Below are 13,302 nucleotides of genomic sequence, written 5' to 3' on the forward strand. Positions count from 1 at the left end.
GTGATGTTTTATGATAAAAATTTTGTTCTAAAATGGCTTTTTAGAGGTATTTAAATACTGCTAAATACACATAAAAAAGGGCTGAAGCCAAATTTTTTCCACAAAAAAGCGAGAAGACATCATAGATGAAAAGGTACAGGATTCACTAAGGGTGAATGAGTAACTTGCATCATGTCCGCTCGCTTTGGCACAGATTTTGCGCATTATACTAGAGTTTTGCGTTAAGGGCTAGCATCTTATCTCTTCTGTTATTTCTAATGTCTGTATTTAGTGCTTTCAAATGGGATAAATAAGTGCTATTAAAAATTATAATGCACCGATACCCCATAATAGTCGGGTGCTAAATTGGTGGCGATGTGCACTTGGTCGTCATAATAGCTTTTGGTTAAATACATACTACTGGCAATTCCTAATGCTGCCCCTGCCACCACGTCGGCCACATCATGCTCATCGGCTTCAACACGACTATAAGCCACGAAACCTGCGCCAATATACGCAGGAATGCTATATTCTAAGCCATAGCGTTTATGGATAAAGCTGGCACCCTGAAACGCCATCGAGGTATGGCCAGAAGGGAAGGAATCCTCATCACGGCCATTGGGTCGCTCTTTGTCTATCACCGACTTTAGGACTTGCGTCGTAGCAACGTTGGTCGCAAATGAATAGTAAAATTGCTGACGACCCTCTTTATCATCCATATAATAAGTGCTACCGTAAGCAGCAGCTGGAATGGCAAAGGCCAGTACATCGCCTACCTTACTAGTAGTGCTACTGTCAGCGTGGGCAGGGATGGCAGCCATCAAGCTGGTCGATAATAAAACGATAGGGGCGTATTTTTTGCTGATCATCACTGCGATCCTAAAAAAGGTTGGTGAGCGTTGATTGTCTCTATAAAATTCTATAGTTATTTTATAGGGATAAATGGCATACGGCTTTATTCTAAATTCTAATTGCTCTATTGATTGGCGGCAGCATTATACTATAAAGTTTTTATCTTTCTTTACAACTATCATGCTTTAAGTCACATTTATTTGTGGCACGCTTTTTACCATATATAAACTTGTATAAAAATAACCACTAAGGATGGATGATGATTTATCAATATTTAGACAAAACGCCAGAGTTTGCCGTACCATTTAATGGTTGGGTTGCTGATACCGCACAGGTGATAGGCGATGTGTATTTGGGTCATCAAGCCAACGTCTGGTTTGGCGCGGTGATTCGCGGTGACAACGAGCGCATTCATATCGGTGATTATAGTAATGTGCAAGAAAACAGCGTCATTCATACCGATGCAGGGATTGAGGTTAAAATCGGCGATTACGTCACCATTGGCCATTTAGCGATGCTGCATGGCTGCGAAGTTGGTGATAATAGCTTGATTGGTATTGGCGCGGTGGTATTGAATAATGCCAAAATCGGTAAAAACTGTATCATTGGTGCCAAAGCTTTGGTTACTGAAGGTAAAGAGATACCGGATAATTCGCTGGTGATGGGTGCGCCGGCAAAAGTGGTCAAAACCTTAAGCGATGAGCAAGCGGCAATGTTAAAGCTATCAGCTATGCATTATGCGGAGCGCTGTCAGAAATTTAAAACCGGCCTAACAGAAATAGCGATGCCTGATTGAGGCATCAGAAAGCGGAATTTTATGCCATTAGCATCATGATAAGCCAAATAACGGCAAAAATGATAATACCGATAATCAGTCCGCGGAAGATATCATGGCGTATAGAATGGTCATTAAGGTAATAATTATTATTCGTATCATCGATATTTAAAGCATTGACGCTTTCAGCGCCGGCGCTTTTACCGACGATAAAACCCGTTAACGCCCCCAAAACTAGCATAAACGGCGTGAATAGCCAGAATATCTCGCCATTGCCCATACCGGCGATGGAGCGAATAACAACGATGGCAAGGTCGATAAGTAAGCCGCCAAAACCATATAACAGAGCGTTTAACAGCGCATAAAGTAGACGCTCTAAAGGCGATTGATAGCTTTTGCCTAACTGCCGTCGCCTGATTTCTCTGATGGAGCGGGCAGGACGTCGCGGTCGGTTGGACAAAGCAGTTTTATCATCAGGCGCTTTCATACAGTTCTCTATTGTTATTATCAAGCAGATTAAAGATAAGGTAATGAGATATTAAAGTAAATAAGTTAGCATAATTATGTTTAGTAAACAGTAGACTTATAGCGCATGATGCAACACGTTTTATATCCAATAATTTTCTAACATATTTTATAGTCAAAAAATCATTCCTTTAATTAATAAAAACAAGGCTCCATTATGCAGGCAACACAAGCGGGACAAGCTCCAAAAGAGTTGGCACTTTTTGATTTAGACCATACGTTACTCGATGTCGATAGCGATTACCTATGGGGCGAGTATATCGTCAAGCATAATCTGGTTGACGAAGCTGAATATCGCACCGCCAATCAAAAGTTTTATCAAGATTATATCGAAGGTACGCTCGATGCGACCGAATACAATGAATTTGTCGCGCAATTTTTAAGTAGCTTACCGATGGACAGACTGCATGAGCTACGCGAAGATTATATTAAGACGGAAATCGAGCCGCATATTCGCCCAAAAGCCATGGAGGCGCTCTGTCATCACGTCGAGCAGGGTCACGACGTGGTGATTATTTCTGCCACCAATGATTTTGTAGTGTCGGCGATTGCTAAGCGTTTTGGTATTGAAGAGAGTAATGTACTATCGACGCCACTTGAGATACAAAACGAGCGTTATACCGGTAAATTAACCGATAAGCCCAATTTTAAAGAAGGTAAAATCTACCATCTAGACAAGTGGCTTAATAAAAAGCAATTAGCGGGTATCACTTTTGATAAAACTTATGCCTATTCAGATTCCAAAAATGACATCCCATTACTCGAATGGGCGGATGTGGCTATCTGCGTGTCACCCGATGATGCGCTACATGCGCACGCGCTTGCCCATCGCTGGGCAGTAGAAGATTGGACGATTTAGCTGGTCTATAGCTATTTAATATAAAAGCAGTATTAATTAGCCAACTATTTAGCATCAATCTCATTTAAAATAGCGCCACATCAGTAAGATATTTATTTAAAAAGACAGGAAACTTTATGGAAATCAATCCGTATCAAGAACGTATCAAAGATTTATCTGAGCGTGGGCAGGATTTGCGGAGGTATCTTTGACTTCGACGGTAAGCAAGAACGCTTAGAGGAAGTCAATTTAGAATTGGAAAACCCTGAGCTGTGGAATGATCCAGAGCGCGCGACCAAGATTAATAAAGAAAAAAGTCAGCTTGATGGCGTCATCGACGTTGTGGTTTCGCTTGAAATGACTTTAGCAGATGCCGCTGCCATGCTTGATTTAGCAGTAGAAGCAGAAGACGAATCCTTACTTGCTGATGTGCAAGCAGAGCTCGACAATGCGGAGAAACGCGTTGCGGATTTAGAGTTCCGCCGGATGTTTAGCGGTGAGATGGATCCGAACAATTGCTACTTGGATATCCAGTCGGGTAGTGGTGGCACCGAAGCGCAAGATTGGGCGGAAATGCTGCTGCGGATGTACACGCGCTGGGCCGAATCTCATGGCTTTAAAGTCGAAGTTATCGAAGTATCGTCAGGTAGTGTCGCTGGCATTAAGTCAGCGACGATTGAGATTAAAGGCGATTATGCCTTTGGTTGGTTACGTACCGAAATTGGCGTGCATCGCTTAGTGCGTAAGTCACCATTTGATAGTAATAATGGTCGTCATACTTCCTTTGCCGCCGTTTTTGTATCGCCTGAAATCGATGACAACGTTGAAATTGATATCAATCCAGCCGATTTGCGTATCGATACTTACCGCTCATCAGGCGCGGGTGGTCAGCACGTGAACACCACCGATTCTGCGGTGCGTATTACTCACGAGCCAAGTGGCGTGGTGGTCACGTGTCAGAACGAGCGTAGCCAACATGGAAACAGAGCGACGGCGATGAAAATGCTCCGCGCCAAGTTGTATGAGCTTGAGATGCAAAAACGTATGGAGAGCCAGCAAGCGGTCGAGGATAATAAATCTGATGTCGGTTGGGGCAGTCAAATCCGCTCTTATGTACTCGATGACTCGCGTATCAAAGACTTGCGTACTGGTGTTGAAACCTTTAATACTGGCGCGGTACTCGATGGTGACCTCGATCAATTTATCGTAGCAAGCTTAAAAGCTGGGCTGTAAATTTAGTCCATAAATACTATCGACTGCTATACATAAAAGGAACAGCAAATAGCCTATTATAAAGGCGATTTAATAAAGATAAACGAGCGACTTTGAGAGTTTACGAACAACAGAGCCGAGTGTTCTTTATTAAATTGCTATGCTGTTATAGATAGCCTATTACTGCTATTTAATCACTAATCAGACTTTAAACGAAACGACTTAAGGAAAATTATGCCAAGCGTTAATAACTATTTTGATAATAAAGTGACTTCTATCGCCTTTCAAACGGCAACCCTGCCAGCTACTGTTGGCGTGATGGAAATTGGCGAGTATGAGTTTGGTACTAGCGATTTTGAAACCATGAGCGTAGTCAGTGGAGCATTGACGGTAAAACTGCCAGAAAGTGATGAGTGGCAGACCTTTAATGCGGGCGAGCAATTTACCGTTGAAGCCAACCAGAAGTTTCAAGTAAAAGTAGACGTTGAAAGTGCTTATTTATGTACTTATGGTAAATAATCATTTTTAGTTTAGATTTGTGTCGTAAAAAAACGCCAAGTGCTTAACGCTTGGCGTTTTTTTGTGCGTATTATTCTGAATAAATTTAAAGATAGTAGACTGACAACATAGAGCCAATCAAAGTTATAAGTCTTTGCGATATTGCACCATGTCAGTTTGAGTAGCGATTACATCATAGAGATTGCGTGCCGTCGCATTGTCTTCTTGCGTCGTCCAATAAACACGGTTGCAGTTTTTGTTATTGGCAAATTCATACACCTGTTCAATCAGTGCGCGTCCAACGCCTTGCCCGCGAACCGCATCACTAACGTATAAATCTTCTAAGTAACAACATTCTGTCGTATTCCAAGTATTGGGATGTAGTACCACATGCGTGATACCTACTAACTTGTCGTCCTGCTACGCACCAAAGCCATAAATCGGCACATCGCTTTCAAGTAGGTTGTGCCATGTCTTTTCTGTGGTACTTGGCGGCAGACGAGTTTCATAAAAGGTTAAATAATTTTGCCACAATTTCAACCAAGCGTCGTAATCCGCTTTAGACAATGGGGCTATTTTTATCGAAGTATTTGTCATTATATTTATTTGACTTAAGTTGTGGTGTTCAGCGAATTATGGCTTAAAATCTCATCGTTTAGAACCTTTCAAAGCGGTGTTTTACACATCGATTACACTTTGCTTGTGGCAAACAAACAGCAAAAATAGTCGCAATTCATTATCCTAAAACGACTATTTGATTAATTGAGTATTTTTTATGGCGAAGCTAGATGACCAAACGACCACGCAAGATGTGCGCCATGATTATGAACATTTGGCGCGCTTGGCCAACTTACGCTACGTCAGCGATGATGAGCCAGGGTTTACGCGTAGGCGTTGGGGCCGCGGCTTTACTTATAAAGACGCCACCGGCAAAACGGTCAAAGATAAAGCGTTGCGTCAGCGTTTTGATGCATTGGTGATACCGCCGATGTGGTCAGAGGTTTGGATATGCCAAGATGTTAAAGGTCATCTGCAATCGACAGGCCGCGATGATAAAGCGCGCAAGCAGTACTTGTATCATCCTGAATGGAATCGCGTGCGAGACAATGCTAAGTTTGCAGCGATGATAGGCTTTGCTGAAACGTTGCCAAATCTGCGAGCGCAAGTCGAAAAAGACTTGGAGGCAGCGCCACTATCACGCGCCAATGTACTCGCCGCCGTGGTTAAATTGCTGGAAACCACTTTAATTCGTATCGGTAATAGCCGCTATGCGAAGATGAATAAAAGCTATGGCTTAAGCACCTTACGCAGCAAGCACGTCAGCGAAACGGATAATGGCTTGGCGTTTGATTTTGTCGGGAAAAGTGCCAAAGAGCATCATATTGAACTGCAAGACGAGCGCTTAATTGAGATTGTACAAGCCTGCTCTGAGCTGCCAGGTTATCAGATTTTTAAATATTTGGATGATAATGGTGATAAGCAAGTCGTCGATAGTAGCGATATCAATGACTATATACGGTCGCATACTGGCGGTCATCATACTGGCGGTCATTATAGTGAGGGCAAGACATACAGCAGCAATGTATATAGCGCCAAGGATTTTCGTACTTGGATGGCAAGCGTCCTTGCGGCCAGTTATTTGTACGACGAGCTGCAGACTGTCGAGGGCAGAGAAATATTAGCCAGTGAGCCTAATAGCAATGAGCGCCAGCAGCTGGTCGTTGATATGGTTAAAGTGGTGGCAGAAGAGCTTGGCAACACGCCTGCTGTTTGCCGAGCGTCTTATATCAATCCTATTATTATCGAGCGCTTTTTAGCAGGGCAGTTTTTTGAGTGTTATAAACAAGCACGCCGTGGCCGTACCAAACAATATCAAAGCTGCGAAGAGAAAGCGCTGCTAGGCTTTTTAAATGCTATCCAATAAATCTATTTTTAGCAAAACTCCTATTAATTTCTGAAAATGATACGTTATGTATTGATATAAATATTAAAATGCGTTACTAATAGAGTATACGTATTTTTATATGCGCAAAACATAAGAGCAAATAGTGACTAGGATAGGACTGTTTGACTTCTAATAAAGTGCTGATATCGTCTATCGTCAGCGATTCTCTATTGCTAAAGGATTAGCTTATGAACACCACATCTTCCAATCATTCGTCCGCAAACTCTACTAAAGATACTACCCACACACCAACGAGCTACAACGATTACTATCATAATTTTGATATGAATGCGTTATTGGCAGAAATCTATGGCGAGCATCTGGACGACCAGCGAAATGCTTACATGGCCTGCTGCGGGCGCCATGTGCGTGATGGGCGGGGTGAGCATCTCGCACTCGTACACGAAGACACAGCAGGCAACGTCACGCGCCTAAGCTTCGCTGAGCTTGATAAGGCCAGTGGCCACGTTGCCAACTTGCTCCAGTCATATGGTGTGCAAGCTGGCGAACAAGTGGCGACCATGCTGCCGCGCACACCTGAACTGCTGACTATTGTATTGGCGACATGGCGTATTGGTGCCGTGTATCAGCCGTTATTTACCGCTTTTGGCTATGAGTCGATCAAATACCGTATGGATAAGGCCAATACCAAAGTGGTATTTACCAACCTTGAGAACCGCGGCAAGTTTGAGGATTTGGCTGAGCAAACCAAAATGGTCTTGGTGGGCGGCAATGATAGCCAGCAGGACCATGGCTGGGGTGACGATCGTTATGAGGAGGTGGTAGCAGCGCAGTCATCTACGGCGGCGCCTGTGCTCTTGGATACAGATGTGCCATTTTTGCAGATGTTTACCTCTGGGACCGTCGGTAAATCTAAGGGCGTCAGCGTTCCTCTCAGCGCGCTCTCGGCTTTTTATCTATATATGCGTTATGCCATCGATTTGCGCGCCGATGATAATTACTGGAATATGGCTGATCCTGGCTGGGCCTATGGGTTGTATTATGCCATTACAGGGCCGTTGCTGATGGGCATCACCACCCATTTTAATGAGTCAGGATTTGATGCAGAAAACACGCGCGACTTTATGGTGCGTCATAAGATTACCAATTTGGCCTCCTCACCCACTGCCTTTCGTATGATGAAATCCAGCGGCGTGTTTGAGCGGGCGCATGATGATAGCGATGCCGCGTTATTCCTACGCTGCGCCAACTCGGCAGGCGAGACCCTAAATACTGAGGTCGTCAACTGGGTGGAGACTTATCTAAACTGCAAAGTCTGTGACCAATATGGACAAACTGAGACGGGAATGACGTGCTGCGAGCACCATGCTTTGATCCATGAGTGTCCTATCGGCTCAATGGGTATGGCGCTTCCAGGGCATACCCTCGTCGTGTTGGATGATGACATGAATGTCTTGCCTGATGGTGAGCAAGGCCAGCTGGCGGTGGTGGTCAGTCAGTCGCCCGCGTTTTATTTCCGTGGTTATAGCTGGAATGAAAAAGACGCCTTTGTGGATGATTACTACCTAACAGGCGATGTGGTCGAACGTCATAGTGACGGTAGCTATTGGTTCTCAGGGCGTGATGATGACATCATCATCACCGCAGGCTACCGTGTGGGGCCGACTGATGTCGAAAACACCGTGCTGGAGCATGATGCGGTGGCAGAGTCGGCGGCCGTCGGAGTACCTGATGAAGTGCGCGGTCATACCATCAAGTCGTATGTGGTGCTAAAGGACGGCATCGAAGGCTCAGATGAGCTGGCCAAAGAAATACAAGCCCTGGTACGCAAGCGTCTATCGACACACGCCTATCCGCGTGACGTTGAGTTTGTGGCAGCATTGCCCAAGACCCCAAGTGGCAAGATTCAGCGCTTTTTGCTGCGCAGTTTGTCTGCGGCATAAGCCAAGAAAAACGCGACGATATCAAGACGCGGCCATATTAAGGGCGACTGTACGTCAGTCACCGCCTTATTGGCCATGTTAGCTTAAGATGAGCAATGCATCATGCACTGTCTCAAATATTTTTCCGTACACTATAAAGACTACATGCAAAGAATACTAGACAAATAAAAGGAAGGATTATGCAAATTGAACAACACAGCTTTTTAGTCACTGGCGGCGCTTCAGGGTTAGGCGAAGCCGTGGTTCGCGCTATCACTGCGCAAGGCGGAAAAGTAGTCATCGCGGACCTCAATGAAGAGGCGGGGACAGCTTTAGCCCGTGAGCTTGGCGATAACGTTCGCTTTGTGCGCTGTGATGTCACCAGCGGCGATGACGTACAAGCGGCAGTCGCTACCGCTGAGACGGACTTTGGTAGTCTGCAAGGCTCTATCAACTGCGCGGGCATCGCTGTGGTACAAAAGCTACTCGACCGTGACAATAACCCAGCGGATCTAGAGGCGTTCACACGCGGCGTTACTATCAATCAAGTCGGCTCGTTTAATGTCGCACGTTTGGTGGCAGCTAGTATTGCAAAGCGTGTCGCCGCCAATACCAACGCTGATAGTGCGCAAAATGCCGATAACGGTATTATCATCAATACCGCTTCTATCGCCGCTTTTGATGGGCAAGTCGGGCAAGCCAGTTATGCGTCATCTAAAGCGGGCGTCGTTGGCCTGACTTTACCGCTAGCGCGTGAGCTGGCACGTCATGGTATTCGCGTCATGACGATTGCTCCTGGTGTTTTTGCCACGCCGATGATGGAGACTATCCCTGAAAAAGCGCGCGAACAGCTAGAAGCAGGCGTGCCTTATCCGAAGCGTTTGGGCAACCCTAGTGAGTTTGCTAAATTGGTCACACATATTATCGATAATGCTTACTTAAATGGTGAAGTGATTCGCCTAGATGGTGCAATTCGTATGGTGTAAGGTGATTTTAGATTTTGATTGCAGCAAATTTAAGTTTAATTTATAACGTTTGCATAAACTTGGCATAGTCTTTTGCTATCTTATCAAAGATGATTTTATCAATGAACGCTTACCTTTAAGAAGCAAAAGCTATGTCTTTTTTCAATATAAATAGTAAATATTCACCTTGGTTATTTATTGTCATGGGTATTAGCCTCGCTATCATGACTAGCACGAGTGCCGTTGCTGCTGAGGGTGTTTCAGAGAACAAACAAGCCATGCTTAACAATATTGTGGTTGATAAAGTTTTTGTCGATAAATCTGCTCGTACCCTGCAGTTGTTAAGCGATAATAAGATGATTAAAGCTTATCATATTGCGCTCGGTGGCAATCCTGTCGGTCATAAGCAGCAACAAGGCGACCAGCGTACCCCTGTTGGCAGCTATACACTCGATTATAAAAATGAAAAATCTGGATATTACCGCTCTATCCACATAAGTTATCCAAATACTACCGATAAAGCCCGAGCCAAATCGCGAGGTGTCAGTGCTGGCGGTGATATCATGATTCATGGGCAAAAAAACGGTTTTGGTGCATTGGGTCTACTGAACCAGCAACGCGATTGGACGGAAGGCTGTATAGCCGTGACCAATGATGAGATGGATGAAATCATGGCTGCGGTAAAGATTGGTACACCGATCGAAATTGTAGAATAAATAGTTTGTTAATCTCCCGCATTTGACTGTTTTAGTCGTCCGCTAAAATACATTTCTCTGTGTTTGTACAGCCTCAAGACTTCCTAATTTTTCTTTACTAATCTCTCTTGAAATCTCTTATAAATGTGCCTATTAATACTTTAACGTTATATCATTGTTATGAGTAAGGTTTTATTTTTTTTGCAGATTTTATTTTTGCTCATATATATGCTGCATAGGTCGGTACCAACAAGTCAATAAATACTATTGACAATAGTTAAAATGACATTGAAATATTACTCAACAAACCTTATATAGATAACAACGAAAAGCTTGCGGCATCTGAATACTTATAAAAAGCCGCAGCGACTAGCAGATACAAACGACTATTAATGATTAAAGGACACACTATGAGATTCGAGAAATTTACCCAAAAATTGCAATCAGCGATTCAAGAAGCCCAAAGTTTGGCGCTAGGTCGCGACCACACTGGGATTGACCCTGTGCATTTGCTGGCCGTATTGCTACAAGATGAGTCTAACTTATCTATTTGTCAGCAAGCCGGCGCGTCTATTCCAGCATTAAAAAATGGCGTGGCAAAAGCGCTTGACAATCAGGCGACAATTAGCGAGCCAACTGGTGACGTTAATCTAAACCCAAATTCGGTGAAGATTTTGAACTTGGCCGATCGCCAAGCGCAAAAAGAGGGCGATGATTTTATCGCCACTGAATGGGTGATGTTGGCACTTGCTGAGCAAGGCGACACCAAAAAGATATTTGAAAGTGCTGGGGTGACGGCAAGTAAACTAAAAGCGGTCATTGAGCAACTGCGAGGTGATGAAACGGTGAATAATCAAAATGCCGAAGATCAGCGTGATGCGTTGAATAAATATACCATTAATTTAACTGAGCAGGCGGAGCTTGGTAAGCTCGATCCGGTGATTGGTCGTGACGAAGAGATTCGCCGTACCATTCAGGTGCTATCGCGTCGTACCAAAAACAACCCTGTGCTCATCGGTGAACCAGGTGTTGGTAAAACCGCCATCGTTGAAGGCTTGGCGCAAAAAATTATCAATGGTGATGTGCCAGAAGGACTGCGCCGTAAAGAAGTGCTGTCGTTAGACTTAGGGGCGCTTATTGCGGGGGCAAAATTCCGCGGTGAGTTTGAAGAGCGTCTCAAAGCGGTTCTTAGTGATTTGGCGAAGCAAGAAGGTAATGTCATCTTATTTATTGATGAGCTGCACACCATGGTCGGTGCTGGTAAGTCAGAAGGCGCGATGGATGCAGGCAACATGCTAAAACCTGCGCTTGCTCGCGGTGAGCTGCACTGCGTCGGTGCAACGACCTTGGACGAGTATCGTCAATTTATCGAAAAAGATGCTGCGCTTGAGCGCCGTTTCCAAAAAGTGCTGGTCGATGAGCCAACGGTTGAAGACACCATTGCGATTTTGCGTGGTCTAAAAGAGCGTTATGAGCTGCATCACGGTGTCGATATCCAAGACAGCGCGATTATTGCGGCAGCGCGCATGAGCCATCGTTATATTACCGATCGCAAATTGCCAGATAAGGCGATTGATTTAATCGATGAAGCGGCAAGTCGCCTACGTATGGAAATGGACAGCAAACCTGAAGCACTCGGTAAGCTTGATAGCCGTTTGATTCAGTTAAAAATGCAGCGTGAAGTACTCAAAAACGAAGAAGATGCGGGCGCACAAGCCGAGCGTAAAGTGCTTGATAGTCAAATCGAAGAGCTAGAAAAAGAGTACGCCGATCTTAATGAGATTTGGCAAGCGGAAAAAGCGCTGGTTAAAGGCAGTCAGCAGCTAAAAGACGAGCTGGACAAAGCGCGTATCGCTTATGACAAAGCCAGCCGCGAAGGCGACTATGAGACCATGAGTAAGCTGCAGTATGAAACCATTCCGCAGCTTGAGCGCCGTATTCATGAGTCTGATTTGGCAGAGCAAAAAGAACAGAGCGGTGAAGATAGCGGTGTAAAACTGCTACGTAATAAAGTCACGGATAACGAAATCGCCGAAGTCGTAGCAGCGGCGACTGGTATTCCAGTGAGCAAAATGATGCAAGGTGAGCGTGACAAAATGCTGGCGATGGAAGAAAAACTCCATGAGCGCGTCATCGGTCAGGACGAAGCTGTCGAAGCTGTCGCTAATGCCGTGCGCCGTAGCCGAGCTGGTTTGTCGGATCCGAATCGTCCTTCTGGGTCGTTCTTGTTCCTTGGACCAACGGGTGTCGGTAAAACGGAGTTGACCAAATCACTGGCGAACTTCTTGTTTGATAGTGAGGATGCAATTGTTCGTATCGACATGAGTGAGTACATGGAGAAACACAGCGTCAGTCGTTTGGTGGGCGCACCTCCAGGTTATGTCGGTTATGAAGAGGGCGGTACGTTGACCGAAGCGGTACGCCGTAAGCCTTATAGCGTGATATTGTTTGATGAGGTCGAAAAAGCGCATCCTGATGTGTTTAATATCTTGCTACAAGTGCTAGACGATGGTCGCTTGACCGATTCGCAAGGCCGCGTGGTCGACTTTAAAAATACCGTCATTATTATGACCAGTAACTTGGGTTCGCATAAAATCCAAGAAATGGTCGGTGAGAGCTACGAGGATATCAAAGCGGAAGTCATGGAGTCGGTCGGGCAGCATTTCCGCCCAGAGTTCGTCAACCGTATTGATGAAATTGTGGTTTTCCATCCGCTTGGTATGTCGCAGATGGCAGGTATTGCCGATATTCAATTGGATCGTTTACGTCAACGTATTCAAGAGCGTGAGATGGATATCGAGCTGTCGGCAGATGCGATGAATAAATTGGTCGCAGTGGGTTATGACCCTGTGTATGGTGCGCGTCCACTCAAACGTGCTATTCAGCAAGAGATCGAAAACCCATTGTCATTGAAACTGCTGGCCGGTGATTTTGTTCCAGGCGATATCATCAAAATTGATGTCGGCGCTGATGATAATTTGACCTTTGATAAGCTTAGAATGAGCTAAAATAAACGTTCGTTTTAACGTGCATTGATTAAATATTATTTGCTAAATGGTATAAACCTAAAAACCCCTTATTTGCCTATTTTTATATAGGCAGGTAAGGGGTTTTTTTTGTGCCAATATTATTTAC

12 protein-coding genes and 1 pseudogene are annotated in these 13,302 nt (G+C 44.7%); 9 read left to right on the plus strand and 4 right to left on the minus strand.

The genetic code is table 11. From position 1 onward, the window contains the following. Window positions 1-299: 299 nt before the first annotated feature. A complete protein-coding gene (locus tag ACPEGP_RS01325; RefSeq protein WP_198328060.1) occupies window positions 300-848 on the minus strand; it encodes a phosphatase PAP2 family protein in 549 nt (182 codons plus the stop codon). A 242-nt stretch (window positions 849-1,090) separates the two neighbouring features. Between ACPEGP_RS01325 and ACPEGP_RS01330 the strand changes: the two genes are divergently transcribed. Further along, complete coding sequence (locus ACPEGP_RS01330) at window positions 1,091-1,627, plus strand: gamma carbonic anhydrase family protein (protein WP_423814224.1); 537 nt, start codon at window positions 1,091-1,093, stop codon at window positions 1,625-1,627. 19 nt (window positions 1,628-1,646) lie between these two features. On the opposite strand, the gene ACPEGP_RS01335 is transcribed toward ACPEGP_RS01330, so the two are convergent. Further along, on the minus strand, window positions 1,647-2,093 hold the full coding sequence (locus ACPEGP_RS01335; RefSeq protein ID WP_423813695.1) for a hypothetical protein: 447 nt from the start codon (window positions 2,091-2,093) through the stop codon (window positions 1,647-1,649). A 195-nt stretch (window positions 2,094-2,288) separates the two neighbouring features. Between ACPEGP_RS01335 and ACPEGP_RS01340 the strand changes: the two genes are divergently transcribed. The 3 genes from ACPEGP_RS01340 (at window position 2,289) to ACPEGP_RS01350 (ending at window position 4,700) form a co-directional block, all read left to right on the plus strand. Then, window positions 2,289-2,990, plus strand: a complete 702-nt coding sequence (locus tag ACPEGP_RS01340; protein ID WP_198328058.1) for an HAD family hydrolase — start codon at window positions 2,289-2,291, stop codon at window positions 2,988-2,990. Window positions 2,991-3,106: 116 nt separating this feature from the next. Continuing rightward, window positions 3,107-4,202 (plus strand): peptide chain release factor 2 gene (prfB, locus tag ACPEGP_RS01345; protein ID WP_191691386.1). Its coding sequence is split into 2 segments (ribosomal slippage): window positions 3,107-3,178 and window positions 3,180-4,202, totalling 1,095 coding nucleotides; the frame shifts between segments, so codons are not numbered across the junction. Window positions 4,203-4,415: 213 nt separating this feature from the next. Further along, window positions 4,416-4,700, plus strand: a complete 285-nt coding sequence (locus ACPEGP_RS01350) for a pyrimidine/purine nucleoside phosphorylase (RefSeq protein ID WP_191691384.1) — start codon at window positions 4,416-4,418, stop codon at window positions 4,698-4,700. A 123-nt stretch (window positions 4,701-4,823) separates the two neighbouring features. Here ACPEGP_RS01350 and ACPEGP_RS01355 read toward each other — a convergent pair. Next, a pseudogene (locus ACPEGP_RS01355) lies at window positions 4,824-5,084 on the minus strand (GNAT family N-acetyltransferase); the annotation flags it as partial. Between the two features lie 15 nt (window positions 5,085-5,099). Beyond that, window positions 5,100-5,276, minus strand: coding sequence for a hypothetical protein (locus ACPEGP_RS01360; protein WP_423813696.1), 177 nt, complete (start codon window positions 5,274-5,276; stop codon window positions 5,100-5,102). Between the two features lie 178 nt (window positions 5,277-5,454). On the opposite strand from ACPEGP_RS01360, the gene ACPEGP_RS01365 reads away from it, so the two are divergent. The 5 genes from ACPEGP_RS01365 (at window position 5,455) to clpB (ending at window position 13,175) form a co-directional block, all read left to right on the plus strand. Next, window positions 5,455-6,603: a DNA topoisomerase IB gene (locus ACPEGP_RS01365; protein ID WP_423813697.1), complete on the plus strand. Its 1,149-nt coding sequence runs from the start codon at window positions 5,455-5,457 to the stop codon at window positions 6,601-6,603. Window positions 6,604-6,812: 209 nt separating this feature from the next. Beyond that, complete coding sequence (locus ACPEGP_RS01370; RefSeq protein WP_423813698.1) at window positions 6,813-8,528, plus strand: AMP-binding protein; 1,716 nt, start codon at window positions 6,813-6,815, stop codon at window positions 8,526-8,528. 179 nt (window positions 8,529-8,707) lie between these two features. Then, window positions 8,708-9,493 carry an SDR family NAD(P)-dependent oxidoreductase gene (locus ACPEGP_RS01375; RefSeq protein WP_423813699.1) on the plus strand — a complete coding sequence of 262 codons (786 nt, stop codon included), beginning with the start codon at window positions 8,708-8,710 and terminating at the stop codon, window positions 9,491-9,493. 131 nt (window positions 9,494-9,624) lie between these two features. Then, entirely contained in the window at window positions 9,625-10,188 is a 564-nt protein-coding gene (locus ACPEGP_RS01380) for a L,D-transpeptidase family protein (RefSeq protein WP_423813700.1), read from the plus strand. A 389-nt stretch (window positions 10,189-10,577) separates the two neighbouring features. Then, entirely contained in the window at window positions 10,578-13,175 is a 2,598-nt protein-coding gene (gene clpB, locus ACPEGP_RS01385) for an ATP-dependent chaperone ClpB (RefSeq protein WP_423813701.1), read from the plus strand. Window positions 13,176-13,302 lie beyond the last annotated feature (127 nt).

This window comes from Psychrobacter sp. 219-2-C, from assembly GCF_049560815.1.
Taxonomy (GTDB): Bacteria; Pseudomonadota; Gammaproteobacteria; order Pseudomonadales; family Moraxellaceae; genus Psychrobacter; species Psychrobacter faecalis.

Excerpts from the sequence above, each read along its gene's own strand:
- ACPEGP_RS01325 (WP_198328060.1), bottom strand. The coding sequence starts at position 848 with ATGATCAGCAAAAAATACGCCCCTATCGTTTTATTATCGACCAGCTTG.
- ACPEGP_RS01330 (WP_423814224.1), top strand. The coding sequence starts at position 1,091 with ATGATTTATCAATATTTAGACAAAACGCCAGAGTTTGCCGTACCATTT.
- ACPEGP_RS01335 (WP_423813695.1), bottom strand. The coding sequence starts at position 2,093 with ATGAAAGCGCCTGATGATAAAACTGCTTTGTCCAACCGACCGCGACGT.
- ACPEGP_RS01340 (WP_198328058.1), top strand. The coding sequence starts at position 2,289 with ATGCAGGCAACACAAGCGGGACAAGCTCCAAAAGAGTTGGCACTTTTT.
- ACPEGP_RS01350 (WP_191691384.1), top strand. The coding sequence starts at position 4,416 with ATGCCAAGCGTTAATAACTATTTTGATAATAAAGTGACTTCTATCGCC.
- ACPEGP_RS01360 (WP_423813696.1), bottom strand. The coding sequence starts at position 5,276 with ATGACAAATACTTCGATAAAAATAGCCCCATTGTCTAAAGCGGATTAC.
- ACPEGP_RS01365 (WP_423813697.1), top strand. The coding sequence starts at position 5,455 with ATGGCGAAGCTAGATGACCAAACGACCACGCAAGATGTGCGCCATGAT.
- ACPEGP_RS01370 (WP_423813698.1), top strand. The coding sequence starts at position 6,813 with ATGAACACCACATCTTCCAATCATTCGTCCGCAAACTCTACTAAAGAT.
- ACPEGP_RS01375 (WP_423813699.1), top strand. The coding sequence starts at position 8,708 with ATGCAAATTGAACAACACAGCTTTTTAGTCACTGGCGGCGCTTCAGGG.
- ACPEGP_RS01380 (WP_423813700.1), top strand. The coding sequence starts at position 9,625 with ATGTCTTTTTTCAATATAAATAGTAAATATTCACCTTGGTTATTTATT.
- clpB (WP_423813701.1), top strand. The coding sequence starts at position 10,578 with ATGAGATTCGAGAAATTTACCCAAAAATTGCAATCAGCGATTCAAGAA.